Here is a 26889-nt window from a genome sequence, read left to right on the forward strand (position 1 = left end):
GAGAGGGGAAACGGGCGGGGCGGGGGGCGGGGGGCGGCCGGACGCGTGATGCCGCCTCCGGCCGCCCGCGGTGCACGGCGCGCCCCGCAGGGGCGCGGGGCGGTATCGATGTGCGGCTCCGCCGCGTGGGCGCGACCAGCCACGACGGACCCGCAGACGAAAAGCCGGCCCCGCGGAGCGCTACGCGTTACGCCGGTACTCCGTGCGCGCATGCCGGTCGAACGGGCTGGCCTGAACCGTGGCGCGGATGCGCGGGAACCCGAGGTCGGCCTCGGGGTCGGTACCGAGGCCCGGGTGCTCGCCCCAGACCACGGTCACCTCGGTGCCGGGCTCGGCGTGGGCGGAGTCGATCAGCGTCTGCGCCAGCACGGTGCCGACCGGGTCGATCGACGCGGTCTGCATGGTCGTACCGACCAGGCCTGCCGAGGTCTCCACCCGGTGGCGGGCGTAGGTCAGGACGAAGCCTGCGTCCTCTCCCCCGCCGACGACCCGGCGCACGTCGTCGGCGTCGAAGACCAGGGTGACCTTGGTGCGGCGGGGCTCGTCCTTCGCCTTGAGCAGGGCGTCGCGGCCGTGGAAGTCGTGCCCGAAGTGGATCAGCTTGCCGTAGCCCAGCTCGTACGGGGAGACGTAGAAGTCCTCGATGTCCTCCGAGAAGTAGCTGCCGTTGAGGGGGCGCTTCCCCTCGATGCCGAACAGGGGCAACCAGGCGCGGTATTCCGCGAGTTCGGGGTCGACGTAGATGCCCGGGACCGGCGAGGGTATCCAGCCGCTCTCCACACTCGGCGTGGTGTACGCCAGCGCGCCCACCTGCACCAGGCCCAGCGGCTCACCGGCCTTGAGGAAGGCCTCGTGCACATACCCCGCGTGCTCCCACGGGCCGATGAACTCGTAGCCCGCCTGCCCGGCCATGCCGTGGCGCAGCGCCTCGAAGTCGCGGCCGTCCAGGGTGACCGGCGTGGAGTGGAAGAACTTGGTTTCCGGCAGCGGGCCGCCGAAGACCTTCTCGATCAGCTCCAGGGCGAGCGGACCCTGGATCTGGTAGCGGAACAGTTTGGGGTCGCCGCCGCCGGGGCGGAAGGCGGAGGACGCGTCGGTCTCGAAGCCGACGTCGTAGCCGCCCTTCTCGGCGTGGTACTGCACCCAGTGCTGGGCGGCGGGGACACCGCTGAGGAGGTACTTGTTCTCGGCGCGCCGGGCGAGGATGCCGTCGGTGACGATCTTCCCGTCCCGGGTGACCGGTACGTACTGCTTGGCCTGGCCGATCGCGAACTTCTCGAAGTTGTTGGCGCCGTACTCGGCCAGCACGCGGGTGGCGTCGGGGCCCTCGATCCACAGGTCGAACATGTGGTGCGAGAGGTTGAGCAGCGCGACGCCCTCGTGCCAGGCGGCCTGCTCCTGGCGCCATCCGACGTACTCCCGCTCGACCACCTCGGGGGTCCACGGTTCGGCGTTCGGCTGCCACAGCAGACCGATGGGCGAACCGGCCTTGTCGATGCCGTCCTGAAGACTGGGGATTGCCATTGCGGCTCCTCTCAAAGCCATCTCCCTGAAGTACTAAATCGATCTAGTGACGCGGCTCGTCACAATCGACACACTTCGGGAGGAAAAGGGGGATCGCTAGAACGATCTAGCGCAAGCTAGCAGACGCGTTTGGAGCTTGGCGAGACTCGTGCAGCGCCTTTCTGCACTCGCTCCGCACGACGGTCTCCGACTCCGAGGGCCGGCGGTCGCCCGCCCAGGCGGCGGCCACACACACCGCGTGCAAGCTGGAGCGGACGTCGTGCACGCGCACGCAGAACGCGCCGGCCGCGGCGGCCAGCGCGGACACCGCCGCGGTGGCCGCGTCCCGGTCGCCGGGCGCGGAGTCGATCCCCGCCCGGTCGCTCAACGCGGCACCGATGAAACGCTTTCTGGAGGCCCCCACCAGCACCGGGAACCCGGCAGCCCGCAGGGTTGGCAGATGGGCGAGCAGTTCCCAGTCGTGGGCCGCACGCTTGGCGAACCCGAGTCCGGGATCAATGATGATGCGCCCCGGATCGATTCCGGCCGCGGTGAGCGCTTCCACGCGGCGCAGCAGTTCGGAGGTGACGTCGCCGACGACGTCGCCGTAGACCGCGTGGCGGTCCATCTCGTGGCTGGGCGCACGCCAGTGCATCGCCACATACGGCACCCCGGCCGCCGCGACGACGGCGGCCATGGCGGGATCCGCCAGCCCGCCGCTGACGTCGTTGACCATGCAGGCGCCGGCCTCGATCGCGGCGCGGGCGACCGCCGCGTGCATGGTGTCCACACTGACGGCCACCTCCGCCCGCACCAGCTCCCGCACCACCGGCACCACACGCGCCAACTCCGCCTCCACCGGGACGGGTTCGGCTCCCGGCCGGGTGGACTCGCCACCCACGTCCACCAGGTCCGCGCCCTCCTCGGCGAGCCGCAGGCCCCGTTCCACGGCCTGTCCGGTCTCGGCATACCGGCCGCCGTCGGAGAACGAGTCCGGAGTCACGTTCAAAATGCCCATCACCAGGCACCGGCCGGGTCGTGGAAGCCCGGCGGGGCCTTTCGGGGGTGGCTGCGCAACGGCGCATCGCATGTCGATCATCGGTCGAACGACCTCCTCCGCCTGCGGGCCGAACGCCCTGCGAGCTGGAAAAGCTAAATCGATATAGCGAACACGTTACAACGGATCGCTAAATCGTTCTAGTCCTGAGCGGCTCAATTTCGTCGCCGGTCGACTGACGCCTCCCCTCGACGTGGGCGCAGCGGTCGTGACCGACCAGAGCGCTGCGGCGCCAGACGCCGGAGGTGTCCCGCAGCCGGATCTCGTCGCGATGAGCGACCACGTCGCCGACCGGCTCGGCGCGCAGCCGGGCGACCACATAACCGGCGGCCAGACCGGTGATGTCACAGACGACCCCCATGGGCAGCAGCGAGCGCGTCTCGGCGATGGCGTCGTCCTCCCCCGCGCGCATCACCACGCGGATGTGCGGCGCGACACCGTGGGCGGCGAGGGCCACGGCGACGTTGTCCAGGTCGTCGGAACCGACGGCGGCCAGCGCCCGGGCGTGACCGAGACGCAGTCGTTCCAGTACATGGCGGTCGCCGCCGTGACCGTCCATCACGGGAATGCCGAGGGTGCGTGCCAGCCGCGCGGTGGCGGCCCGCGGGTCGCGTTCGACGCCCACGACGGGGATGCCCAGTGCGCGCAGTTCGACGCAGAGCCGCATGCCGACCTGGCCCATCCCGACCACGATGACGTGCCCCGCGCGCGGCAGGGTGCGCGGACCGATCAGCCCGATCAGGCGCGGGCCGAGCATCCGCTCGACCACTCCCGCGGTGAAGCATGCGGTGAAGACGACGGTGCTCAACATCGCGAGGACGGCGAAAAGTTGGTAGCCGTGGGCATCAGGTGGCGCGGCGGCCGGACCGACGCCGGCCACGACCCGGGCGGCCTCGAACAGCGCCTCGGACGGGCGATGACCGGACGCCGTGAGCCACACCCAGTCGGCGGCGAGTACGACGAGCATCGCGAGCATGCCCAGGACGAGCAGCCGGGTGCCCGGATCGTGGGAGCGCAACTGGAACCCGACCCACCTTCTGCGATACCGGCTACGCCACTGCCCCGGCAGGGCCGACTCCTCTGCTTCCAGGACGCCGTCACGCTCTCGGACGACCTGGACACACCCTCCGCGCCGCCGAGCGGCGACGAAGGAAGGATCCAGGCACGGGCCGGCCAGTGACGGCGCCGCGAGGTCGGCCGGCGAGGTGACGTCGCACTGCGGCAGGAGGCGCGCGAGCTCGTCGGCGATCGTGCGATCGAAGATCGTGACGATCAGCGGCACGTCGGGCGCGATGTGCGCGACGGCCAGCGCGTAGCGCAGGGCCGCGACGTCGTCGTGGAGCAGTACGGCCACGCCCGCCGGTCGCGGGGCCAGCGCCGCGCGCAGTTCGGGTCACGTGGACGCAAGAGGTGCCGCACCGCGTCGCACGAGGCGTGAAGGGCACTGCACACCCGGCCGGCCAGATGCGTGTCACCGATGACGACGTACGAACGGACAGGGCCGTGATGCGTGTGACGCGTTGGATTCGAGGTCATGAAGTCGACGTCCTGCCTTGAGAGTTGACGGTGAGCCGGTGGGCAAGCGGCCAACTGGAGCCCGTCCGGGAAGCCGAGCCGGCCGTCACGTCACCTTCGGCCGACGGTGATCGTCGAGGATGACCGACGAGGGAGCCAGGGCCGGTCTTCCGGTGGCGGCGCGGCGTACCACCCCTCGCCCGGCTTTCCGACGGCTCGGCGCGGCGACGCGCGGATACAGAGGGACGCGGAACCGCTGATACGTGCTCGATCCAGCGGGTGCCGACCCCGCCGCGCCGTACCGTACGGTCCAGCACCGCCCCGAGCAAGGGCAATTCGATCCGGCAGGACCGGCGCACTCGACGTCCCGTAGCCGCCCGTGCTTCGCCGTCCCCGGCCTCCTTACAATGGGTGAACGCCGTGTCGCTGGGACTCAGGTGCACATGACGACGTCAGAGCAGGGGCGATGGGGACTTCCCGAAGAGTCACGCTGAACGACGTGGCCGCGGCGAGCGGTGTCTCTCGCGCCACCGTCAGTTTCGTTCTCAACGACGACCCCCACCAGACGATCTCGGCCGCCACCCGCGACCGGGTGAAGGAGGCGGCCCGGACACTCGGCTACGTTCCGCACGGTGTGGCGCGAGCACTGCGCGAAGGGACCTCCCGGGTCGTCGTCCTGAACATCGACGCGGGCATGGAAGGCGCGTACTCCCGCAGCTACATCCACGGCCTCGACACGGAACTGGCAGCCCACGACCACGTCCTCCTGGTCCGGCCCGGCCACCACACCGCGCAGTCCACCCAGCAGGTCCTCGACGCCATCGTCCCCCGTGCGGTGATCCGCTTCGGCGAGACGTACCTCACCGGTCATGCCCTCGACGACCTGGGAGGCGGCTGGCGCAACGGTCTCGCCGCCCACACCGCCCTCCAGCTCCGCCACCTCGTCGACCACGGCCACACCCGCATCGCCCTGGCGTTGCCGGACAGCGAGTCACCGCTCGCGGCGGCCCGCCTTCGCTTCACCGAACACGCCGCGCAGAACCTCGGCATCGCCGCTCCGGTGTCCTTCATCGCCCCCCAGGACCGGTCCGCCTGCGCCGATGCCGTCAAGGCACTCCTCTCCCAAGCCCCCGAGCCGACCGCGATCGCCGGCTTCAACGACGACGTGGCCCTGCGCGTCCTCACCGCCCTGCGCGACCTGGGCCGACGCGTGCCGGACGACACGGCCGTGATCGGCTTCGACGACAACGGCTACGGCGAACACGTCATCCCCTCGCTGACCACGATCAACGTCGACGGCGAGGCCCACGGCCGACTCAGCGCCCGGCTCGCCCTGGGGCTCGACAGCAGTGGTCTGGAGCCTCCGCCGGCTCGGGTCGTCGTTCGCGAGTCGATCTGACGGGGCGGGCCACTCCACGGTTGCGGCTTCGGCGTCCCGCCCTGGTGACCGCGGCCTCCGTCGCAGTGCGGAGCTCTGCATCATGACCGTGCGCCGCACGCCGTCTCCCAGGAGGTACGCGCTTCGCCCTCGGTGATCTCCGGGCCCGCGGCCGGGGTCGGCTTCACGCGCACGCGTTCACAACCGAGAGCGTCCGCCGTGATCGCTGCCGGCGCGGCTTCCCGAGGCATGATCAGTCGCGGTTCCGCACAGCCATGGGTTCCGACAGCTTCGGTTCCTGCGACCGGAAACACCGCGCACGTCCATGTCTCCACTGACGCCGGAGCCCTCCTGAGGAGGGGGCCTCGCGGACGCGACGTCACCGTCCGGAGACGCGGAACGTGACCTGCGGCCCGCCGCCGTCGGCCATCCGCTTCAGAAATTCCGCGCCCGGCCCTTGAGCGCATCAGAGGTGTACCGTACCGTACAGTTCACCACGCCGACGGAGGCTGAGGGCTTCCACCCCTCCGGCGTGCCCGCCCGTTCGGGCCGCCGCACCCATCAGCCGCGACACCCCCGAGCCGGGTCACTCACGACGCCAGGCGCCGCAAACGGCCTCGCCCCGCCGCCACCGCAACGGCCGGCCACGCCGGTCCCGGCGCCTCACCCACGCATCGCGACGACATGGAGAAACCGATGGCACACCTCGAAGACCAGATCCAGGCCGCCGGAGGGCCATTGGGCCTGCTGCGCAGCGGCCGATCCGGCGCCTACCCGTTCCCTATCAAGGCCGAGTTCTCCAACTGGCGTGACGAACAGGAGAGTTGGCGCAACTCGGCGGCGCTGATGGATCTGTCCCACCACATGACCGACCTCACCGTCGAAGGCCCCGACTGCTACCGCCTGCTCTCCGACCTCGGCGCCAACACGTTCCAGGGCTTCGGCCCGATGAAGGCCAAGCAGTTCATCGCGGTCAACCACGACGGCAACATGATCGGCGACTGCATCCTCTTCTGCCTCGCCGACAACCACGTCCGTCTCGTCGGCCGTCCGCCGGCCCTCAACTGGGTCCAGTTCCATGCCGAGACCGGCGGCTACGACGTCACCCTGCGCCGCGACGAGCGCACCGCGCAGAACCCGCACGGCCGCGAGTTCTTCCGCCTCCAGCTTCAGGGCCCGCACGCCTCGGCGATCTTCGAGAAGGTCAACGGCGGTCCCATGCCCGGCATCCCCTTCTTCAGCATGGGCAAGTTCAACATCGGCAAGTACGAGGTCACCGCCCTCAACCACCGTATGTCCGGCTTCCCCGGCCTTGAGTTCTTCGGCCCCTACGAACACATCGACGACGTCCGCGACGCCATCCTGGAAGCCGGCGAGCCCTTCGGCGTCCGCCAGATCGGCGGCCGCGCCTATGCCTCCGTGGCCACCGAGTCCGGCTGGATCGCCAACACCGTCCCCGCCGTGTACTCGGGCGAGAGCATGAAGACGTACCGCGAATGGCTCGGCGTCAGGACCTTCGAGGCCAACCTCTCGCTCGGCGGCAGCTTCGCCTCCGACCGCGTCGAGGACTACTACGTCACCCCCTGGGACCTGGGCTACGGCCACATCCTCAAGTTCGACCACGACTTCATCGGCCGCGAGGCCCTGGAGCGCCGGAAGGGCGAGAAGCACCGCCGGAAGGCGTGGCTCGCCTGGCACCGCGACGACGTCGCCCGCGTCTTCGCCTCCCAGTACGAGCAGGGCGACCGACGCTTCAAGCACATCGAGATGCCCGCCGCCTTCTACGCCGCCTCCCAGTTCGACCGCGTCGAGAGCAACGGGCGCCTCGTCGGCCTCTCGACCCTGTGCAGCTACACCACCAACGTCCGCGGCTGGATCTCCGTCGTCATGATCGACGACGACGTCCGTTACGGACAGCAGGTCGAACTGGTCTGGGGCGAGCCCGACGGCGGCTCCGCCAACCCCACCGTCGAACGCCACTCCCAGACCACCATCCGAGCCACCGTCACCCGCAGGCCCTTCGCCGGCGACAGGCACTGACGACGGTCCGCTCCGACGACTCTCTCCGACTCCCCCCGTTATCTTCTTCGCGGTTCCGCAATGGGACCGCTGGCCTCCGGGCCCGGCATGGCTGTTCCCCCCTGTCGAACCGATGACCTGGGGGGTGGTGCCACCGGGCCCGGGAGGCGCCGTTGGAGACGCTGATGAGAGGTCCGACTACCGCCCGGCCTGGCGCAATGCCCGGCAGTACGCGGGCGGCAGGTCTGCATAACGTGGATGCGCGCATACGACGCCAACGCCCCGGCCAGCACGCACGACATCCGTTCGGGAGGACGGCGTGAACGACAACGACGACATAGGCGTCATCCTCGGCCTGGACGTCGGCAAGAGCACCCATCACGGACACGGACTCACCCCGGCCGGCAAGAAGGTCTTCGACAAACCCCTGCCCAACACCGAGCCGAAACTGCGGGACGTCTTCGAGAAGCTGAAGGCCAAGTTCGGCACCGTCCTGGTGATCGTCGACCAGCCCGCCTCCATCGGCGCCCTGCCACTGACGGTGGCCCGGGATGCCGGCTGCAAGGTCGCCTACCTGCCGGGCCTGTCGATGCGGCGGATCGCCGATCTCTACCCGGGCGAGGCCAAAACCGACGCCCGCGACGCGGCCGTGATCGCCGACGCCGCCCGCACCCTGCCGCACACACTGCGCTCGCTGGAGGCGACCGACGAGATCACCGCCGAACTCACGGTCCTCGTCGGCTTCGACCAGGATCTGGCGGCCGAGGCCACCCGCACCTCCAACCGGATCCGCGGCCTGCTCACCCAGTTCCACCCCAGCCTCGAGCGGGTCCTGGGACCGCGTCTGGACCATCAGGCTGTGACCTGGCTGCTGGAACGCTACGGATCCCCTGCCGCTCTGCGAAAAGCCGGACGCCGCAAGCTGGTTGAGGTGATCCGGCCCAAGGCCCCCAGGATGGCCCAGCGGCTGATCGACGACGTCTTCGACGCACTCGACGAACAGACCGTCGTCGTTCCCGGCACCGGCACCCTCGACATCGTGATCCCCTCCCTGGCCCGCTCGCTCGGAGCCGTCCACGAACAACGCCGGGCCACAGAAGCCCAGATCACAGTCCTGCTGGAGGATCACCCTCTTTCGAAGGTCCTGACGTCGCTGCCCGGCGTCGGCGTCAGGACCGCCGCCACCCTGCTGGTCACCGTCGGCGACGGCACCAGTTTCCCCACCTCCGCCCACCTGGCCTCCTACGCCGGCCTCGCCCCGACCACGACGTCGTCGGGCACCTCCATCCACGGCGAACACGCGCCACGAGGCGGCAACCGGCAACTCAAACGCGCGATGTTCCTCTCCGCGTTCGCCGCCCTGCACGATCCCGCCTCCCGCACCTACTACGACAAATGCCGGGCCCGAGGGAAAACCCACACACAAGCCCTCCTCCGCCTCGCCCGCCAACGCATCAACGTCCTGTTCGCGATGCTCCGCGACGGCACCTTCTACGAACCCAGAACCCCACGCCTCGCTTGACGAAAGACATAGAGGCACCCCCCCCGCAGGGCGGGGCACCAGGCAGGCGGCTCCCGCCTGGTGCCCCGCCCGCACCACCACTGCCAGTAGCCGGCCGTACGACTCCGCGGGCGGCGCACCGGGAAACACCATCGCCCGGATTGAACGGTCAGCTGTCCGTGTCGCAGTACAGGGGCGCGGTGTCCGCGTTGGATCTGGTCACCAGACGTGCGTCGATGCGAGCGATCTTCTCCTTCTCTTCCTTGCGCAGCAAGGAGAGCGTGTGGGTCACCGCCAGTGCCCCCAAGTCCTGGACCGAGTTGGAGACCGTCGCCGCGAACTTCCCGTTCTTGAGAGCGGCGAGCCCCTGGTCGGTGCCGTTGACGGTCACGATCTTCACGCTCTTCGCGCCCGCCGCGTCGAACGCCTCACGCACGCCGAAGGCCATGTCCTCGTTGGCGACGAACGCGTACCGGATGTCGGAATGAGCCTGGATCAGCCTTGCTGCGGCGGCCTTGGCCGTCGCCCGGTCGAACATGCCCCGTTCATCCCCCACGACCTTTACATTGTCTGCCAGGTTCTTTGTGAATCCGCCGACCATCAGGTTGGACGACGTGCTCCCGTCGCCGGAGATGACAACAGCCTCGGCGGGCTTTCCAGCAGCGTCGTCATCGACCCATTGGGCGTCCAACTTGCCTATCCCCGGTAAGTCACTGACGACGGCGCCGAGGATTTTACTGTCGTCCGCGGGCGTCACGGCGATCAGCATGATGGGTATCTCCGCCTTCTGCGCCGCAGCGATGTCGGCATCCAGGGCACTGGCGTCCACACTGAGCAGCACAATGGCGTCGACCTTGCGCGCGATCATGTCCTTCACATTGCGCAGCTCCGCCGACTTACTCCCGTTCGAGTTGGCGGTCACCACTTTTGCGAGGTTGTTCGACGTGGTCTTCGTGACCGCCGTCTGCAAACAGGTGTGGAACGACGTCGTTCCCCCGTTGATGAACCCCAGGACGACAGGACCCGTGGAATGGGTGCCGGCGTCGGGAACCAGAGTGCATCCGGTCACCAAGAGGCCAAGGCCAACTCCGATTGCGAGCAGCGGCCTGCTGGATATGGGCATGTGTAGGGAGCCTTTCTGCTGCACATGACTTCGTCGTCAAGGCAGACAGCGCTGGAAATTTCTCGGAGTTGCTCGGTTCGTGATCCGCGATCCGTGAGCCGTGATCCGCCGACACAGATGTGACACCCACCCTTTCGGTGCGCAAGTCAGACATTCTGCGCGAAAGTCCGAATGGGGCGGCCACTCTCACAAGGCTCACTTTCATTGATATTTGCCCGACTACGACGCTTAAACGTTCTAGCACTCAGCCGAATTGGCGCAGGCGGAAGCTAGCAGAGCGGATACCGGGAGGCGAGGACACAGTCACGCAATCTTTGCTTGCGTTCTGCGCATGCTCGCGCTCCGGGCCGGAGGGTCGTCTCAACGTGGTCGGAGGTGCCGTCGTAGGCGTGCGGGACGTCGTACGGCCGGTGTCGTCCCGTGTTCCCGTGACGCGCTCGCTCGCCGCGCGTTCCTCGGCGGGTGCGTCAGCAGGACGACGCCAACGCCTGCCCCCACGATCTGCGCGGCGGCTGCCATACCCAGAAGGGGTGCGGCTCCCAGCCCGCCCAGGGCACCGATCCCGGCTGCTCCCGCCGCGGCCGCCGTACTCTTCAGACCGGCGCCGAGGGTGAAGATCTGTGTGCGCAAGGGCAGGGGCGCGTACCGTTCGCGCGCGGCGAGCAGGGTGCTGAACAGCGGACCCGTCGCCCAGCCCGCCGTGGCGAACAGCGCCGTGGTCAGTGCCATTCCGGCGACGCATGCGGCCAGGGCCAAAGGCAGTGCGATCAGTGGCAGGCACAGCAGCACTACTCGTTCGGGGCGGGTTCGGGTCCAGGGTTTGACGGCGTAGGTGAGGGAGCCCGCCATGGCGCCGACGGCGAAGGCGGTCATCAGACCGCCCGCCGCCCAGCCTGCATGGCGTTCGGTGGCCAGCAGGGCCGTGATGACGGGCAGGGCTCCGATGCCGATCTGGCCGATGCTGCTGGCCCAGGTCACGGACCGCAGCGGTGGGTTGCCCAGGATTTCCCGGGCGCCGGCCGCGAGGACGGCGGGCCGAAGTGCGTCGGTCGTACGGTCCTTGGTGCGCGGGCGGGCAGGCAACCGCAGCAGGGGCACGGCACAGGCACCGGTCAGCGCGGCCATGCCGAGGGCGAAGAGTGCCGCGCCCGGACCGATCGTGGCGGCCAGCATCGCTGCCAGCGCGGGGCCGAGGACGCCCGCCAGGTTGTAGGTGGTGGAGTCGATGCTGAAGGCGCGGGTGAGGGCTCGCTCGGGGAGGAGTTCGGCGAGCAGGCTGGTGAGTCCGCCGGTGACCAGAGGGGCGCAGCAGCCGGCCGCGAGGACCAGGAGCAGGACGAGAGCCGTGGGGATACGGCCCAGCGCCCATGCCGTCGCGGCCAGACCGGTGCCATAGGCGGCCAGGCCCAGACCGTGGAAGAGCTTGCGATGGCGGACCCGGTCGGCGAGGGCGCCGGCCACGGGAGCCGCGATCACGTGGGGCACCATCAGCGCGGCGACCAGGAGGCCGCCGAGGCTTGCGCTGTGTTCGCGTGCCAGGGCGAGCAGAACGAGTGCGACGCGCGCTCCCTCGTCGGCCAGGCGCGCCGGTATCGCGACGCCGAGGTAACAGGCCGTGGGCGTGGCGACGGCGGCGGGTGCGGCGGTGGCGGCCATCGAGGTCCTGCCCGTCATCAGGGGGCCGTAGCGCGGTTCGTGGCGCGCATGGAGCGGGCCCCGGATTTCCGCGAGCGTTATCGGTCAAGGGTCTGATTCCACGATCTTGTCGACGTATGCCTGGGTGAGCGACACTGATGCGGTGGAGTTCACTTTCGTCAGCGGTCACCTGGCCTTGGACCTGGCCGCAACGCTGACTTGGCGCAGCAGCTACCCGATCGAGCTGCTGGCCGGTCCGCGGGATCTGTCCGCGTGGATCGAGCAGGCGGGACTGGCGGAGGTTGCCGGGCGAATCGACGACGCCGATGTCGAGCGGATGCGGAAGTTGCGTGAGGCCGTCTACCGCACGGCGTCCGCGGGTCCGCTGGAGCGGCAACCCCGCGCCGGGGACCTGCGGTTCATCAGCAGGACGGCGGCCGGCAAGCAGCTCACGCCGGTGCTGGAGGAGTTGGGCCGCGCGGTGTGGCGCGGCAACGTCGACCAGGTACTGGCCACGGTGGCCCACCAGGCGTGCGTCCTGCTCGGCGGCTCCGACTACCGTCGCATCCGGGCGTGCACGGACACCCAGTGCACCCGACTTTTCGTTGACCATTCCCGTTCCGGCAGCCGCCGCTGGTGCGACAAGCAGAGCTGCGGCGGGCGGGCCAACGCCGCGGCCTACCGCCGACGCCGTGCGCAGCCCTCGCCGCGATCACCTCACGCGCCGACGCCGTGATTCGCGGCGCCGGTGCACGACCAGCGGCCGCGCAACTCGTGGGAGACGTCGTCGAAGCGGTGGGACGGTCTTCCGAGGAGAAGTGGCTGCACAGGACGCGTCGGAAGGTGCAGGTCGAGCAGGATGCAGTCGATCTCGCGGGAGGCGAGCTCGCTGCGGGCCCCGGCGAGCGTTGTCCGTGTGGACGGCGCGAACCGCGGTCCGGTGTCGTGGAGGAGTTCGTCGACGAGTACGGCGTCCGCCTCGTCGTCCTCGACCAGGAGGATGCGGTACGCCCGGTCCGGCGAGGGCGTTACGGGACGGGCTGCGGCGAAGTCGGTCACGGTCCCGGGTCCGTGTCGGCACGGGTCGCTTCGGGCATGGTCGCAGGATTTATGGCCTTGGGGGGCTCGCTTGCGAGGGTGAAGGTGATCTGGGCGCCGTCCTGGTAGGCCGGATCGACGGAGATGGTGCCGCCGTGGAATTCGACGATCTTCTTGCACATGGCCAGGCCGATGCCGCTGCCGTCGTAGGCGTCCTTGGTGTGCAGCCGCTGGAAGATGACGAACACCTTGTCGACGTATTCGGGGCCGATGCCGATGCCGTTGTCGGTCACCGTGAACCGCCACAGCGGGCCTTCCTCGGCGGCCGAGATGTGGATGGTGGGTGGCCGGCCGGGGTGGCGGAATTTGACGGCGTTGCCGATCAGGTTCTGCCAGAGCATGCCCATCTGGGTGGGGTCGGCGACCAGCGAGGGCAGCGGATCGTGCGTGATGGACGCCTCGCTCTCCTCGATGCTCATGCTCAGAGAGGACAGGGCCTGCCGGAGCACCGCATCGAGGTCGACTCTCTGGAGCTCGTGGTGGACGCGGCCCACGCGGGAGAAGTCGAGGAGGTCGCTGATGAGGACCTGCATGCGGTTCGCGCCGTCGACCGCGTAGTCGATGTACTGGTCGGCCCGGGCGTCCAACTGGCCGCCGTAGCGCCGTTGGAGGAGCTGGGTGAAGCTGGAGACCTTGCGCAGCGGCTCCTGCAGATCGTGGGAGGCGACGTAGGCGAACTGCTCCAGCTCGGCATTGGAGCGTTGCAGGTCGGCCGCCTGTGCGTGGAGCCTCACGCGTGCCTCTTCGGTGAACGCCAGCTCCCGTACCAGGCGCCGGCGCATGAAGTCGATCTCGCCGCTGAGCCGGCGCAGGTCCGCGGGCCCGGTGGGGGTGATGGGATGGCCGAAGTCGCCGCCGGCGATGGCGCGGGCGTCCCTCCCGAGCTGCCCCAGGGGTGTCGTGATGCCGCGGCGCAGCCCTTCGAAGACCAGCACGCTCAGTACGGCGATGACGAGCGCGATCGCGGCGAAGACCCAGTCGCGCAGCAGCATCGTGGAGGAGAGGTCCGCCGCGGCCTGCGTCCGGTCCGTCCGCAGCCGCTTCTGCTGGCTCGCCAGGGCGGCCCGGAGCGCGTCGAAGTCCTTCTTGCCCTCCGCGGCGCGTTCGGTGGCCAGCGGTGAGGGGCTGCCGGCGGGTGCGGCGGCGATCGGGCGGGCGACCCGTGCCTGCCAGGTCTCCACGGCATCCCGTACGGCCTTCAGATCCTTGAGGCCGGCCGCGTCGGCATGGAGCAGCCGGGTCAGGCGTGCGGTGGTGGTTGCCTGATCGGCGAGCCCCTGCCGGTAGGGAGTGCGGAAGTCGGCGGTGCCGGTGAGGCCGTATCCGCGGATGCCGGTCTCCTGGTTCAGCAGCGCCGATTCCAGTTGCAGTGCGGTGCTCAGGGCCGGAGATTTCACGTTCACCAGGTTCTCGGTGATCGATCCCGTGCGTTGCAGCATCCACGCCCCCGTCACCCCCAGGAGGGCCAGGGCCGTCAGCGAGAGAACCGCCCCGACGCGCAGCCACCGCCGGGTCGTCCAGGTGGAAAAGGCCCCCGCGCGCGCTCTCGTGCTCCCGCTCATCCCGAGTCCCCTCCGCTGTGACGGCCGCCGGCACCATACGGGGGCAGCGGCAACTGTAGGGGACGTACGACAACAGCAGTTGTCGAAGGATCAGCCCGGGGCCTAGGGTGCGGACCGTGCCCGGCAAGGACTTCGCTCCGCAGACCGCCCCCGAGGAAACGGCAGCCGTCGCGGACGCCGCGGTCGGCCGACTTGCCAGGCGCCTTGCCCTTCAACTGCTGGACGACGCTCCGTCCTCACCGGAGGCGGATCCGGCGGCGCCGGCACTGACCCTGCTGTATGTGCTGGACCAGCTCCAGCAGGCCGCCGAACGCCTCCAACGGGACGCGGCGGTGTCCGCGGCCCGCGCGGGCGCCGGCTACCCGCAGATCGGTGCCGCCTGCGGCCTGACCCGCCAGGGCGCGCGGCGCCGCCGGCCAGGACTCTTCCACCACTCTCACGAAGCACCCCTGGAGCATCCGATGATGACCACCCCCGCGCGGCCCTTCGACGTTCTCCTCGTCGAGGACGACATGGCCGACGCCCTGCTCATCGAGGAAGCCCTCAGTGAACGCGGCGCCCGCAACCTGGTCCAGGTCACCGACGGAGTCGCCGCACTGGAACATCTGCGCAGCGGCACCAGCGCACGCCCCGACCTGATCGTCCTGGACCTGAACATGCCCCGCATGAACGGACGCGACCTGCTGCGGATCCTCAAGTCGGACGAGGACCTCCAGACCATCCCCGTCGTCGTGCTCACCACCTCCACCGCTCCCGACGACGTCGCCGGCGCGTACAGCAGCCATGCCAACGCCTACGTGAGCAAGCCCGTCAACCTGGACGAGTTCGAGCACGCCGTCCAGAGCATCGACGCCTTCTACCTCGACACCGTCACCCGCCCGCCCCGCGCCTGACAGCGGCCCGTTCCCCCTCCTCCATACGGAAGGAAGAAGTCGGCGGCGAACGATCCGGCAGAGCGCGCTCTCCAGGTCAGGACACCTCCGTCTCCCCACCGGAGTGCGGGCACCGGCTCTCCCCGCCGCTCGGTTCGCCCTCGGCCGCGGGGCGCGGCGGGGCATCGGGCACGGGAAGCGGCGGGAGGAGTGTGACTCGCCCCGTACTGAGCACCCGAGGAGTGGGGACACACGTCCCCACGTTGATCCCGAGGCGAGGAGAGCGGTCATGCCGGCAGGTTCCAGCCCCAAACGGGAGCGGCAGTACGAGCACATCAAGGACAGCGCGGAGCAGCGGGGAGCCTCCGCCGGGCGGGCGAAGGAGCTCGCCGCGCGGACGCATGAGTCCCTCCTTACGTGTTCCTCGCCGGGGCAGGCCTGTCGAACGGACCAGCTCGCCTCGGTGTGTGCGAGGCACCGAGTACCCGGAAAAACGGCCAGAAGACTGCCGGCTCGACCGCTGGGAGGCGTCGGTCGACTTTTGCGGGGAACCCGTCCGGTCATCAGCACCCAGGACGCCCGCGCCCACCAGTGCGCGGTGGTCCGGTGCCACACGCCGGGACGAATGAGGCGCTCACCGTGGAAAACCGCAATGACCCCGACGGCATCGCGCTGTCGTCGTACGAACGACTCTCCCTGTTGCTCATCGAGGCGGAACTCCGCCAGGACCGACACCTCGTCCGGCGTATGCGCCACCCGGGTGCCCGGCCATGGCTGTCGATGTCGGTGGCCGCCCTGACGTGTGCCTCGCTGCTTCTCCTCGTCACGGGAATCCTCACCACCAACCTCGCCGTCCTGTGGTGCTTCACCGCGCTGTGGCCCGTCACCCTCCTGCTGGCTTTCCGACTGCTGCGCCATCCGGCCGACGCGGAGGCGCGCACCAGGCCATGACCGCGAACTCGACGCCTTCGCCCGGCAGTTCAGGCCGGCAGATCCGGCCGCACGGCAGCGAAACCGTGGGCGTCACCCGGCGCTGAGCCGCCTGCGGCTCCTGGCGCGCCGTCGCGGATCCCGTCGCCATCGGGAACTCGCCGGCCATGAACGCCAAGGCAGAGACCAAGGGGTCGTAGTCGCCGGAGACCGCACCGCCCGCCCACTCCCCCGCCATCACATGACCTCTCCGTGGACGTCGCCGGTAGTCGGCGCCGGCATCGCGGGACTCAGCACGGCCTGGGAACTGACCCGACAGCGACGCGAGGTGGCCGTACTGGAGGCCGGACGGCTCGCCGCCGATGTCACCACTCACACGTCGGCCAAGCTCACCGCCCTGCACACGCTCGTCTACGACCATCTCCACCGCACCCGCGGCCCCGAGGACACCCGGCTGTACGCGCGCTCGCAGTCCGCCGCGATCCGCCACGCCGCCGAGATCGTCGAGGAGTTGGGCATCGACTGCGAGTGGGAGGAGGCGGCACGCGAGGGCGGGGCTGCCGGCCGGCTTCGTCACAGAAACCGACCTGCCCTTCCCTGTGGCCGGCGCGGTGCGGGTTACGGGCCAGGCCCAGGTCCACCCCCGGACGTACCTGCTGGCGCTCGCGGACGACCTTCGCCGGCACGGTGGTGCCGTGTACGAGGACACGCGGGTCGCGGGTCTCAGCGAGGGCGAACCCTGCGTGCTGACGACCGACACCGAAGTGTCGGTGCGCGCCCGCGAGGTTGCAGTGGGGCATGACCCAAATACGCCAGGAGCCCGCCGCGGGATGATCTTGGGGGCTGAGGAAGTCGGCGATCTTGCCCGGCATGTCGAGAACGACCGGCAACTCCGGGGCCAGGACGTCCGGGAGATCGGCGGCCGTGTACTCGGGCAGCAGGTCGGCGACGGCGGTTCGGATGGCGCTGCGGCTGACGTGGGGGTCGCGGGCGAGGGGGGCGATGGAGCTACCTTCCAGGTACGCGGCGCGCACGGCGTCGGTCTTGTCAGCCGCGACGGCGGGGCGGCGGCCGCCTTTCTTGCCCTTCGCCTCGGCGGCTCGCAGGCCGTCGTAGGCCAGCTCTCGCTGGAGGTCGCGCTGGAGTTCACCGGCAGCGGCGAGAGTCCGCACCATGAACTTCACGGTGGACAGCAGCTCGCCGGTACGCGGGTGGCGGGCGGTGAGGTCCATCGCGGAGAACGTGCCGTCGTGGATGCGCAGGGCCACCTGCTCGCGGTGGACGATGTGCCCGGTGCCACGCAGGAGGCGGAACATCTCGGAGATGTGCACGGCGTCGCCCGGCCGCGCGTACGTCAGCAGCTCGCCGAACTTCGGCCGCTCCAGCGGGTGAAGGCGGCTGGAAGTCCCGGCCTGCTCCTCGAAAACGACCGGGTCCTCGATCCCCCCTCGTCCAGAGGGAATGTCAACCACTCGGGCGCTGCAGCCTCGAGCTGCTCAGTTCCGGGACGCTTTGCGCGCCCTGAAGGCCGCTGCCTTGACTCGGCTCCGGCAGGCCGGGGAGCAGAAGTGGCGGACCGTATTACGGGAAGCGTCCACGTACACGCGGTCGCAGTGCGGGGCCGTGCAGACGCCGAGGCGTCCGGCGAGGTTGCTGCCGATCGCCAGAGCGAGGGCAGTGGCGCATCCGGCACTCCACCCCACGGAGAGGCTGTCATCGGAGCCATGGAAGTGGACTTGCCAGGGCTCGCCGTCGACGCGATCGAGCTGAGGGCGGGAGCCGGCGGCGAGTAGCAGGACGTTCACCATCTGGGCCGCCTGATCGATGTGGCCGTTGTCGACGGCCTCGAACACCGCCCGCATCTGCTGGGCAGTGTGAGCGAGATATGCGGCGTGGCCCGGTTCGACCGTGGAGCGCTGCGACGCAGGAGGGAGCGCCTCGTGCACCGCCTGCGGGAGCTGATCCCCGTGCGGAGCGGTGTAGGGGCGACCCTGTCGGGTGCCGTCGGTCAGCGTATTCACGAGGGAGACGGCTGCATCGAGCAGCGTCACCACGTGACCATCGAACATCACTTGACCGGTCACTCCTTCAACCCTTAGCGTGCATGCGCAACCGACGATAGTCGTTTCGTCGGTCACGCACGAGAGGGTTTCGTGGGGTCTGCACAGGGTGGGAAGCACTTGCCGCGAGCGGTGCGGTTGCTGATTGCGGCGCGGGCGGTGAACCGGCTGGGGGCGTTCTCCCTGCCGTTCCTCACCGTGCTGATCACGACGAGTTTCGGTGCCGGCACCGTCGTCGCCGGGTACATCGGCGCCGCCTTCGGGCTCGCCACGATTCCCTCGCGCCTGGTCGGCGGTCGCCTGGCCGACCGTATCGGCCGACGACGCACGATCGTGGTCGGGCTGACCGCGTGCGCGGTGGCACAACTGGGCATCGCCTCGTCCAACGGCCTGGTGCCGGCGGCCTGCTTCGCGGTGCTGATGGGGTTGGCCTTCGAAATCTACGAGCCGCCCAGCCAGGCGATGATCGCGGATGTCGTGGGGCCGGGTGAACAGGTCCGCGTCTACGGCCTGTTGAACGCGGCCCTGGCAGTAGCCGGCATGGGTGCGGGCCTTCTGGCGGCCGTGCTGGGGCGCTGGGACCTGCGGTGGCTCTTCGTGGTCGATGCCCTCACCTGCCTGCTCTGCGCGCTGACCGTGCACCTGGTCCTGCCCGCGGACCGCCCCTCCGCGGCAGCGGCAACAGAGCACGCGGTCACCGTCGCCCCCTGGCGAGATCGCTCGTTGCTCGTGATGCTCGCGGCAGGGACGCTGTTCGCGGTGGTCTACCTCCAGATCATGATCGCGCTGCCGTTGTCCCTGGAACTCCAGGGACTGCAACCGGCCGACACCGGGCTGCTGTTCACCACGTCCGCCCTCACCATCACCGCCGGGCAGCCACTGTTGCGGCTCAAACGACTCGCAACACTCCCGGCACCTGCCGCCTTCGCCGGCGGCTATCTCCTGCTGGCGCTTGGGCTTGCCGGATACGCTCTCGCTCACGGCCTGGTCGCCTACATCGCGGCAACCATCGTGTGGAGCGTGGGCGACCTGCTCCTCGTGGGCCGCGCGTACGCACTCGTTGCCGGCATGGCCCCCGCCGGAGGGAAGGGGCGATACCTGGCGGTCTACGGCACAAGCTGGGGCATCGGCGGGATCGCCGCCCCGCTCATCGGCACACAGATGCTTGAGCATGCCGGAACTCTCGGGTTGTGGTGCGCCATGTCCTTTGCGTGTCTGATCCTCGCGGCCCTGCATCCCGCCTGGATCAGCACCGCCGACGACGGCCGCGAACGGGACGCGACGCCCGCTCGGGATCAGGCTGCCTGTCCGTAGCCGCCGGCTCCGGCCCGGTCGTCGCCGCGTAGCGGGCTTGAAGTCGACGTCGAGGTGCGGGTCGTATGTCTAAGTCTGGATGCCGTGCACAGTGGTCGGCTTCAGCTCGGAGGTGTTCTTGAGTAGGCCCTCGATGATGTAGACGGCCTCCCACACGCCGCACGGGATGAAGTGTGTGAACAGCGTGATGTACGTGTCCGAGATGTGGCGGTAGGCGATGGCGCCCGGCTTGCCGTACCGCACGGACGTCTCGGAGAGCAGGTTGTTGAGGTAGGTGTCCATGGGGGTGCCGGTTCGCGGCCGGCGACAGCTCGTGCCCGCTCACGCCGGGGATGTGGCGGGCGGCCTGGTAGGGGCCCATCTTGGTGCCCTTCACGAACGTGGCTCGTCACCGGAGGCGGAGCCGAAGCGGCGCCACCACTCCACCCAGTACGCCGTGCGGAAAATGATCCCGATCAGCGAGCGCTCCTGCACCCTCGCCTTGATCTCCTGCTCCTGCTCCAGCGCCTTCGCCGAGCGGGACGGCGTTTCACGGCCGTTGCCCACGGGAACCCGGTGAACGCCCCATCGAGAGCTCGACCGACACAGAGAGAAGTTGAAGCGCCGTGACCGCGCGCACCGCCGAACAGACAGCCCTGAACGTGGCCAGGACCGGCTGGTCGAAGGCCCGGCACCGCCACGGCAAGGGCGTACGCACGTGCGTTCCCGCGGTGGACAGCAGCGGATTCTCCGCCACGGTGCGCGCGAGCGCGGAGGGGAACATCGTCAGAGGCGAGGACTGACCAGTTCCTTCCACGGAAGGCACACACACCACGGCCGTTGACGGTGGGTCCTGCGAGGCGGAGAACTCCCCACCTGGCCCCAGGAGTTGAGGAATCCTGGTGCCCGTGACCGAGAGTGCGAGCGAAACGGCTCCGGACAGTGAGGCCAGGGCGCTTGTTCGGGTCCTGGACGGGCAGGACCGCCACGTTCTCGGCATCCTTGACGGGCTCGACGCGGATGCGCTGCGACGGCCGGTGCTGTCATCCGGATGGCACTGGAACGTGCCTCCGGAAGCCTCGGCCGTCGACGTGCTCGACGGATACCGGCAGGAGGCAGAGCTCGCCGACGCGGTCATCACCACCAGCCCTGCCGACGCCCCCGCCGACGCCGACCCGGCCTGGTGGCCTCACGACCTGTTCGGCGAACCGCATCTCGCTTCATGACCACGTGTCAGGGTCGGCCGGGAACGGGCACGACCACCGCGTGATCATCGGGGGTTCTGAGCCCGATCGCCGTAACAAGCAGCGGAGAACCGGGAAAGCGGACGAGCGACAGTTCATCGCAGACGCCTGCATGGGCAACGCGTGTCACGCGGCCCGCCCCGACTCCGAGCGATCGCATGGGAGCGTGGACCGGGGGTATTCGCACCGCCAATGACGGGTTCACGTGAATGGAGACCCCTGGTGCTGATGGCTCACCCCGCGGTGTTGAAGGACCTGGTCGAGCGGTACGAGACCCTGCGGGCACTGCACGCCGAGAACGGCAGCCCCGCCACACGGCGGAGGATGGACGACGTCGCCTACACGCTGTGCGTGTCCACCGGCACCCAGGACGTGGACGTCGCTCTCGTCGCCGCCCGTCATCAACTGCCCGGCGCACGCCCCCAGGACGACTCCGTAATCAGCGCGGGCTGACACCTCGTACCTCTGCGGCCTTCACTCAGCACAAGGCGACCGAGGGCATACACCCACGCCAACTGGACGGCTCCCCCTGGTCCACAGGACGGGAGCCGTCGGCGTGTACGGCGGACTCCACCGGCCCCGCGTAGCGCAATGGACCATTTGAGTTGTTTCCGATCTCCTTCGCGGTGTCTCGTCACATGCTGTGACGTTTTATGGCATTCATTACGGGCCTGGTCGAAAAGTACGACAATCATTCCGGCTCGAAGGCGTCCAGCATGGTCATGTCCTCTTCCTCCCGCTCCCGCGGCATCCTCGGGAGTGCCGCGGTGGCCGTCGCAGTCGCCGGTGCCACCGTCGCCGGAGCGGGAGCGGCCTATGCCGCTCCTGGCGACAGCGGCAACATCGACGTCCGCTCGGTCGACTGGCACTCGCGCGGCAGCGACGGGGTCGAGGTCTGTGAGTTCGTCCTCGTCGCCAGCAACTTCGAGTCGTTCCCCGCGGTCGCCTGGACGATCACCGCGCAGCCCCCCACCATCCCGCCGGGCGACACCCTGCAGAGCACGCTGCCGCTGATCAACGGCTCGGCGCACAGCGCGAAGTACCTCATCCCGCACGGCACGTATCAGTTGGTGTGGATCACTCCGGCGGGCCCCAAGCAGCGGCGGTTCTCGGTGGACTGCCGCCGCCACGGCCAGCAGGGCCGGCCGGAGCAGCAGGGTCGCGGCCCCGCGGCGATCGGCCCGGGCACCGAGTACCACAAGCCCAGCGGCGGTGTGCCCGCGGGCGGCGGCGGTGTCCCGGACATGCAGAACCTCAGCTCCGAGGGCGATTCGAACACCGGCACCACCACCGCGCTGACCGCCGGTGGGATCGCCATCGCGGCGCTCGTCATGGTCCGCCGAGCCGCGCGCCGCCGTGCCCGCCACGACGTATAACCACCGCCTACGGCCGCGACCGCGGCGGCGACGGGGGCCCAGTCGTGCGTGCCGCTTGTCGATGACGCTGTGTGCGACCTTCTCGCTGGTGACCGGTGTCGTCTGGGCGTGTTCAGACTCCTCCGACAGTCCCACGATCACCGCCGCCCGTGCCAATGACGCCGCGGGCGGCGGCGCTCCCCCGGCCCGACAGGCCCCGCACGCACCCCTGGCGCGCTCGCGGCCGGTGAAAATCTCCATTCCCGCCATCTTCATCGAGGCCCCGGTGACCGGCCTCGACCTCGACAAGAAGGGTCAGTTGGGCGCTCCGCCACTCAGCAGACCGAAGGTGGTGGGCTGGTTCCGCAACGGTCCGTCACCCGGCGAGGCGGGACCTTCGCTGATCGTCGGTCATCGCGACACCACGACCGGGCCGGCGATCTTCCTCAACCTCAACGCCCTGCACCCGGGCGACCTGGTGAAGGTCACCCGGGCCGACCGGACGACCGCCGTGTTCACCGTCGACGAGGTGCAGAAGTACGCCAAGGACAAGTTCCCCGACAACAAGGTGTACGGGACCACCAGGCGTCCCGAACTCCGGCTCATGACGTGCGGCGGAAGCTTCGACAAGAAGCACGGCTATTCGGCCAACGTCGTCGTCTTCGCCCACCTCGTCTCGGTCAGGAAGCAGCGAGCCTGAGCACGAAGAGCGATGCGGAACCGGCCGGCACCTCACAGGCGAGGTGACCGGCCCGCCCGCGTGTCCGAGGACCAGGCGTACGCGGAGGCGAAGAAGCGCGACATCGACGGCCGCTCGTCGATGGACGGACAACAACCGGCCAAGGCCCTCGGCCGCGACCGACCGCCCCCGAACCTGCGGAGGACTCCGCCGCATCAGCCCAGTAGGTCGACGACGCCGAGACACACGCGGTGGGCGGAGGCCGGGGAAGTCCGGCGGGGAGCGGCGCGCGACCTCCCCAGGCAGTGCGCCGCCCCCGCCATCGCGCTCCGGTTACCCGCGGGCCGCCTCCTTACGCCCGTCCCGAGCCGCGAGCACGCCGTGTGTATACGAAGCGGCTCGACCCTTGCACCGGGCCGAAGAACCGGACCGGCCCACAGTCGTCCTGCTCAGGTTCCCCAGGACCGCGCACGGTTCCGAAGCGCCGTGCTCGCCCCGGGCGGACCCGGCCTCGGACGGCGCAGCCACCGCGACGGCTCTCCTAGATCGCCTCATGGCCTCGTATACGGCGTCGTAGATGGCCTCATGACCTCGTAGCTGGCCTCATGGCGTCGAATGGGCGTGGGTGTCCTGGGTACCCACGGACCCCGGTCGTACCGCGTCCGTGCCCCGCCCCGCGCGTCGTGAGCCGACCGGGGCGCGGAACCGTTGAACGCTGGGCCGACATCCGATCCCTTCAGGCGGGAGCCGAACGCCGTGACCGTTCTCGACCCCTTCACCGACCTGCTCGACTATCCGCTGTACGTCGTGACCGCCGAGGCCGACGGGGAGAGAGCCGGCTGTCTGGTCGGATTCGCCTCGCAGTGCTCGATCCGGCCCGCACGCTTCATGGTCTGGCTGTCCAAGGCCAACCGGACGTACCGGGTCGCCGAGCGCGCCGACCGCCTCACGGTGCATCTCCTCCGCCGCGACCAGGAACGGCTGGCCCGGCTCTTCGGCGGCGAGACCGGCGACCGTACCGACAAGTTCACGGACGTCCCGTGGCATCCGGGGCCGGGCGGATCACTGATCCTCGACGAGGCTCCCGCCTGGTTCGTCGGCCGGGTGGAGAACCGGGTCGGCGGCGGTGACCACGTCGGTTTCCTGCTCGCGCCGGAGGCGACGGAGAATCTCGCGGCCGGCCACACCCCTCTGCTGACGCTCAAGTACGCCCACTCCATCACTCCGGGCCACCCGGCGGACTGAGCGGCACCCCTTCCCGGGCCAGCGCGGTCGCCTCCGCCGTATCACCGCTCCCAGACCCACCACCGCGCCCGTCGCGGCGGCCGACACTAGCCCGGGGTGTCGCGGGAGTGCCGCCTGGGGCTGATAGATGGGCGGTACGGGCTCGGGTATGTCGGCAGCCGGGTCAACACCCATGAGAACTGCGGGGTGTTGACGGCCGGCATCCGCACCACGGTGATGCTCACGTGGCTGTGCTGGTGCATGAGTTCGGTGCGTGCGCTGTAAGTGAAGCCGTCGACGGCGTGCTTGGCACCGCAGTAGGCGGACCGGAGCGGGATGAAGCGGTCGCCGAGTGCTGAGCCGACCTGCACTATCACACCGGCGTCCCGCGGGACCATGCGCTGGAGCGCGGCGCCGTGCGGTGGCCCGGCCGATGCCGACACCGGCCCCGGTGAAGACGACGGTGTGCGGGGCCATCACTCCCCCGGCTTGTCCCGGCGCTGTTTGCCGCCGGGGAGCATGTCCTGGACCTTCGCCTTCAACCCCTGGCGGATCATGCCGGCCCGGTCGCTGTCGCCCTTGAGGACGGCCGATGCGGCGGCCTCGATCTGTTCGAGCGTGGCGTGCGGCGGGATCGGCGGTACGGCCGGGTCGGTGCGGAAGTCGATGACGAACGGCCGGTCGGCACCGAGCGCCCGCTGCCAGGCGTCCTCCACCTCCCCCGGCTTCTCCACCCGCACGCCGTCGAGGCCGATCGAGCGGGCGAAGTCGGCGTACGGCACGTCCGGGAGTGCCTGCGAGGGCAGGAACTGCGGGGCGCCGGCCAGGGCGCGCATCTCCCACGTCACCTGGTTGAGGTCCTGGTTGTTGAGGACCGCGACGATCAGCCTCGGGTCCTCCCACTCGGGCCAGTACTTGGCGGCGGTGATGAGTTCGGCCATGCCGTTCATCTGCATGGCCCCGTCCCCGACGATCGCCAGCGCGGGCCGGTCGGGGTGGGCGAACTTGGCGCCGATGACGTACGGCACACCGGGCCCCATGGTGGCGAGGGTGCCGGACAGGGAGCCGCGCATGTTTCCGCGCATCCGCAGGTGCCGTGCGTACCAGGTGGCGGCGGATCCGGAGTCGGCGGCCAGGATGATGTCGTCGGGCAGGAGCCCGTCGAGGGTGTGCACGACGTACTCGGGGTTGATCGGGTCGGCGTCCAGGGCGGCCCGCCGCTGCATGACGTCCCACCAACGGGCCGTCGCCATCTCGGTCTTCTTGCGCCACGAGCCGTGCTTCTTCCGCTTCAACTGCGGCAACAGGGCCCTGAGCGTCTCCTTCGCGTCCCCGACGAGGTTGACCTCGAAGGGATAGCGCAGCCCGATCATGAACGGGTCGATGTCGATCTGCACGGCCCGGGTCTGCCCGAACTCCGGCAGGAACTGGGTGTACGGGAAGCTGGAGCCGATCACGAGCAGCGTGTCGCAGTCCCGCATCATCTCGTAGGAGGCGCGGGTGCCGAGCAGACCGATCGAACCAGTCACGTACGGCAGATCGTCCGCCAGCGCGTCCTTGCCCAGCAGCGCCTTGGCCACCCCGGCGCTGAGCACCTCGGCGATCTCCTCCACCTCGGCCCGGGCACCGCGCGCGCCCTGCCCGATCAGGATCGCGACCTTCTCGCCCTCGTCCAACACCTCGACGGCGCGCGCGAGTTCGGCCGCCGGCGGGACGGGAGCGGAGTGTGTCAGGCCGAGGCTCGACGGCACCATCTTGAAGGCGTGGGTGGGCTCCGAGTACGTCAACTCCTGTACGTCGGCGGGGATGACGACCGCCGTTACGGTCCGCTTGGCGTACGCGGTGCGGATGGCGCGGTCGATGACGTTGGGCAGTTGCTCGGGGACGGTCACCATCTCGCAGTACTCGGAGGCGACGTCCTTGTAGAGGCTCAGCAGATCGACCTCCTGCTGGTAACTGCCGCCCATGGCACTGCGGTTGGTCTGTCCGACGATCGCCACGACCGGAACATGGTCGAGTTTCGCGTCGTAGAGCCCGTTGAGGAGATGGATCGCCCCGGGGCCCGAAGTCGCCGCGCAGACACCGACCTTGCCGGAGAACTTGGCGTAGCCGACGGCCTCGAACGCGGACATCTCCTCGTGCCGCGACTGCACGAACTTCGGCTTGTTGTCGGAGCGGCCCCACGCGGCAAGGAGGCCGTTGATGCCGTCGCCCGCATAGGCGAAGACATGGTCGACGTCCCATTCGCGGAGCCGCTGGAGAACGTAGTCGGACACCTTGATGGACACGGGAGTTCCTCTCATCGCGCTGATTGCCGGTTGCGGCACCAATAGGTCCCGGCCACTGCCGAGGACGAGGAGGGCTTCGTACGGCGGGACGGGACAAGGTCCAGTGCGGCGCGCAGGACGGTGACGAGGGTGCCCTCGCTGCCGACGAGCGCGCGGGATGCGGGGGAAGCCGCACCGTACGTCCGGCATGGTGCGGTCGATGATCCGCCGTCGCCCCTGATGGATCTCGGCGCGTCGGCCGCCGGCCGCAACGATCGCGTCGTACTCGTAGTCGGAGGTGGGGCCGAACTGGAGCCGGTGGTGGGAGAGTTGGCGGTGGAGTTCGTCCAGGACGATGCCCGGTTTGGCGACACATGCGCGCTGCAGTACTTCGTCCAGTCGATGACCAGCGCGGTGTTGGTGCACTGGCCGCCCGCGTCGAACCGCACCTCGCCGTCGAACCGCCCGCGCAGCGCCTTCTCGAGGGCACGCGTGTCCAGCGCCGTCTCCGATCCACGCGCCTCGATCACCATCGGCTCCCCTCAGCGAGCGCCCGACGTGGAGGGCCGCTCGG

Annotated in this window: 24 protein-coding genes and 5 pseudogenes; 15 read left to right on the forward strand and 14 right to left on the reverse strand. The window is 69.6% G+C overall.

The features are described 5' to 3' along the window. Positions 1-180: 180 nt before the first annotated feature. From OG223_RS06600 to OG223_RS06610, 3 genes are all read right to left on the reverse strand, one after another. The gene (locus OG223_RS06600; RefSeq protein WP_329243734.1) at positions 181-1524 is read right to left on the reverse strand and encodes an aminomethyl transferase family protein; all 1344 of its coding nucleotides are present in this window, start codon (positions 1522-1524) and stop codon (positions 181-183) included. 106 nt (positions 1525-1630) lie between these two features. Then, complete coding sequence (gene folP, locus OG223_RS06605) at positions 1631-2521, reverse strand: dihydropteroate synthase (RefSeq protein WP_329243737.1); 891 nt, start codon at positions 2519-2521, stop codon at positions 1631-1633. A 169-nt stretch (positions 2522-2690) separates the two neighbouring features. Continuing rightward, entirely contained in the window at positions 2691-3914 is a 1224-nt protein-coding gene (locus OG223_RS06610; RefSeq protein WP_329243740.1) for an NAD(P)-binding protein, read from the reverse strand. Positions 3915-4574: 660 nt separating this feature from the next. Here OG223_RS06610 and OG223_RS06615 point away from each other — a divergent pair. The 3 genes from OG223_RS06615 to OG223_RS06625 all read left to right on the forward strand — a co-directional run bounded on the left by OG223_RS06615 (position 4575) and on the right by OG223_RS06625 (position 8994). Further along, positions 4575-5474 (forward strand): LacI family DNA-binding transcriptional regulator, encoded by a 900-nt coding sequence (locus OG223_RS06615; RefSeq protein ID WP_329243744.1) that lies wholly within the window; start codon positions 4575-4577, stop codon positions 5472-5474. A gap of 675 nt (positions 5475-6149) precedes the next feature. Then, positions 6150-7493 (forward strand): aminomethyl transferase family protein, encoded by a 1344-nt coding sequence (locus OG223_RS06620; RefSeq protein ID WP_329243748.1) that lies wholly within the window; start codon positions 6150-6152, stop codon positions 7491-7493. A 298-nt stretch (positions 7494-7791) separates the two neighbouring features. Further along, positions 7792-8994 (forward strand): IS110 family transposase, encoded by a 1203-nt coding sequence (locus OG223_RS06625; RefSeq protein ID WP_329240994.1) that lies wholly within the window; start codon positions 7792-7794, stop codon positions 8992-8994. Positions 8995-9142: 148 nt separating this feature from the next. Here OG223_RS06625 and OG223_RS06630 read toward each other — a convergent pair whose 3' ends face one another. Both OG223_RS06630 and OG223_RS06635 read right to left on the reverse strand, forming a co-directional pair. After that, positions 9143-10096 (reverse strand): sugar ABC transporter substrate-binding protein, encoded by a 954-nt coding sequence (locus OG223_RS06630; RefSeq protein ID WP_329243751.1) that lies wholly within the window; start codon positions 10094-10096, stop codon positions 9143-9145. A gap of 360 nt (positions 10097-10456) precedes the next feature. Then, positions 10457-11770 carry an MFS transporter gene (locus OG223_RS06635; protein ID WP_329243754.1) on the reverse strand — a complete coding sequence of 438 codons (1314 nt, stop codon included), beginning with the start codon at positions 11768-11770 and terminating at the stop codon, positions 10457-10459. A 106-nt stretch (positions 11771-11876) separates the two neighbouring features. Between OG223_RS06635 and OG223_RS06640 the strand changes: the two genes are divergently transcribed. Next, positions 11877-12467: a CGNR zinc finger domain-containing protein gene (locus tag OG223_RS06640; RefSeq protein ID WP_329243757.1), complete on the forward strand. Its 591-nt coding sequence runs from the start codon at positions 11877-11879 to the stop codon at positions 12465-12467. Here the strand turns inward: OG223_RS06640 and OG223_RS53915 are convergent. Beyond that, positions 12449-12790, reverse strand: coding sequence for a hypothetical protein (locus tag OG223_RS53915; protein WP_443073690.1), 342 nt, complete (start codon positions 12788-12790; stop codon positions 12449-12451). The genes OG223_RS06640 and OG223_RS53915 overlap by 19 nt on opposite strands. Next, positions 12787-14391 carry a sensor histidine kinase gene (locus tag OG223_RS06650; RefSeq protein ID WP_329243759.1) on the reverse strand — a complete coding sequence of 535 codons (1605 nt, stop codon included), beginning with the start codon at positions 14389-14391 and terminating at the stop codon, positions 12787-12789. The genes OG223_RS53915 and OG223_RS06650 overlap by 4 nt, the downstream gene beginning before the upstream one ends. A 116-nt stretch (positions 14392-14507) precedes the next feature. Here OG223_RS06650 and OG223_RS06655 point away from each other — a divergent pair, with 116 nt between their 5' ends. The 4 genes and pseudogenes from OG223_RS06655 to OG223_RS06670 all read left to right on the forward strand — a co-directional run. Continuing rightward, on the forward strand, positions 14508-15284 hold the full coding sequence (locus OG223_RS06655) for a response regulator (protein WP_329243761.1): 777 nt from the start codon (positions 14508-14510) through the stop codon (positions 15282-15284). Positions 15285-15552: 268 nt separating this feature from the next. Next, a pseudogene (locus OG223_RS06660) lies at positions 15553-15663 on the forward strand (plasmid stabilization protein); the annotation flags it as partial. A gap of 239 nt (positions 15664-15902) precedes the next feature. Continuing rightward, positions 15903-16214: a DUF3040 domain-containing protein gene (locus OG223_RS06665; RefSeq protein WP_329243764.1), complete on the forward strand. Its 312-nt coding sequence runs from the start codon at positions 15903-15905 to the stop codon at positions 16212-16214. Positions 16215-16415: 201 nt separating this feature from the next. Next, a pseudogene (locus OG223_RS06670) lies at positions 16416-16987 on the forward strand (NAD(P)/FAD-dependent oxidoreductase); the annotation flags it as partial. 294 nt (positions 16988-17281) lie between these two features. On the opposite strand, the pseudogene OG223_RS06675 reads toward OG223_RS06670, so the two are convergent. Next, positions 17282-17665 (reverse strand): annotated as a pseudogene (locus OG223_RS06675) (recombinase family protein); the annotation flags it as partial. A 24-nt stretch (positions 17666-17689) separates the two neighbouring features. Then, positions 17690-18331, reverse strand: coding sequence for a CGNR zinc finger domain-containing protein (locus OG223_RS06680; RefSeq protein ID WP_329243766.1), 642 nt, complete (start codon positions 18329-18331; stop codon positions 17690-17692). 42 nt (positions 18332-18373) lie between these two features. Here OG223_RS06680 and OG223_RS06685 point away from each other — a divergent pair, with 42 nt between their 5' ends. Beyond that, positions 18374-19567 (forward strand): MFS transporter, encoded by a 1194-nt coding sequence (locus OG223_RS06685; RefSeq protein ID WP_329243769.1) that lies wholly within the window; start codon positions 18374-18376, stop codon positions 19565-19567. 69 nt (positions 19568-19636) lie between these two features. Here the strand turns inward: OG223_RS06685 and OG223_RS06690 are convergent, their stop codons facing one another. Next, positions 19637-19849 carry a Tn3 family transposase gene (locus OG223_RS06690; RefSeq protein ID WP_443073691.1) on the reverse strand — a complete coding sequence of 71 codons (213 nt, stop codon included), beginning with the start codon at positions 19847-19849 and terminating at the stop codon, positions 19637-19639. Positions 19850-19939: 90 nt separating this feature from the next. Further along, positions 19940-20113, reverse strand: a complete 174-nt coding sequence (locus OG223_RS06695; RefSeq protein ID WP_329243772.1) for a hypothetical protein — start codon at positions 20111-20113, stop codon at positions 19940-19942. Positions 20114-20172: 59 nt separating this feature from the next. Here OG223_RS06695 and OG223_RS06700 point away from each other — a divergent pair, with 59 nt between their 5' ends. From OG223_RS06700 to OG223_RS06730, 6 genes are all read left to right on the forward strand, one after another. Beyond that, positions 20173-20349, forward strand: coding sequence for a hypothetical protein (locus tag OG223_RS06700; protein ID WP_329243775.1), 177 nt, complete (start codon positions 20173-20175; stop codon positions 20347-20349). Between the two features lie 99 nt (positions 20350-20448). Beyond that, the gene (locus OG223_RS06705) at positions 20449-20772 is read left to right on the forward strand and encodes a hypothetical protein (protein WP_329243778.1); all 324 of its coding nucleotides are present in this window, start codon (positions 20449-20451) and stop codon (positions 20770-20772) included. Between the two features lie 240 nt (positions 20773-21012). Then, positions 21013-21243: a DUF5133 domain-containing protein gene (locus OG223_RS06710; protein ID WP_329243781.1), complete on the forward strand. Its 231-nt coding sequence runs from the start codon at positions 21013-21015 to the stop codon at positions 21241-21243. A gap of 263 nt (positions 21244-21506) precedes the next feature. Then, the gene (locus OG223_RS06715) at positions 21507-22166 is read left to right on the forward strand and encodes a hypothetical protein (protein ID WP_329243783.1); all 660 of its coding nucleotides are present in this window, start codon (positions 21507-21509) and stop codon (positions 22164-22166) included. A 61-nt stretch (positions 22167-22227) separates the two neighbouring features. Continuing rightward, the gene (locus tag OG223_RS06720) at positions 22228-22845 is read left to right on the forward strand and encodes a class F sortase (protein WP_329243786.1); all 618 of its coding nucleotides are present in this window, start codon (positions 22228-22230) and stop codon (positions 22843-22845) included. Between the two features lie 735 nt (positions 22846-23580). Further along, entirely contained in the window at positions 23581-24069 is a 489-nt protein-coding gene (locus OG223_RS06730; protein WP_329243788.1) for a flavin reductase family protein, read from the forward strand. A gap of 108 nt (positions 24070-24177) precedes the next feature. Here the strand turns inward: OG223_RS06730 and OG223_RS06735 are convergent. The 3 genes and pseudogenes from OG223_RS06735 to OG223_RS06745 all read right to left on the reverse strand — a co-directional run. Beyond that, positions 24178-24461, reverse strand: a pseudogene (locus tag OG223_RS06735) (SDR family NAD(P)-dependent oxidoreductase); the annotation flags it as partial. Positions 24462-24524: 63 nt separating this feature from the next. After that, positions 24525-26336, reverse strand: a complete 1812-nt coding sequence (locus tag OG223_RS06740) for a thiamine pyrophosphate-requiring protein (protein ID WP_329265171.1) — start codon at positions 26334-26336, stop codon at positions 24525-24527. Between the two features lie 57 nt (positions 26337-26393). Further along, positions 26394-26848: pseudogene (locus OG223_RS06745) on the reverse strand (FAD-binding oxidoreductase); the annotation flags it as partial. Positions 26849-26889: the final 41 nt, after the last annotated feature.

This window comes from Streptomyces sp. NBC_01478, from assembly GCF_036227225.1.
Lineage (GTDB): Bacteria > Actinomycetota > Actinomycetes > Streptomycetales > Streptomycetaceae > Streptomyces.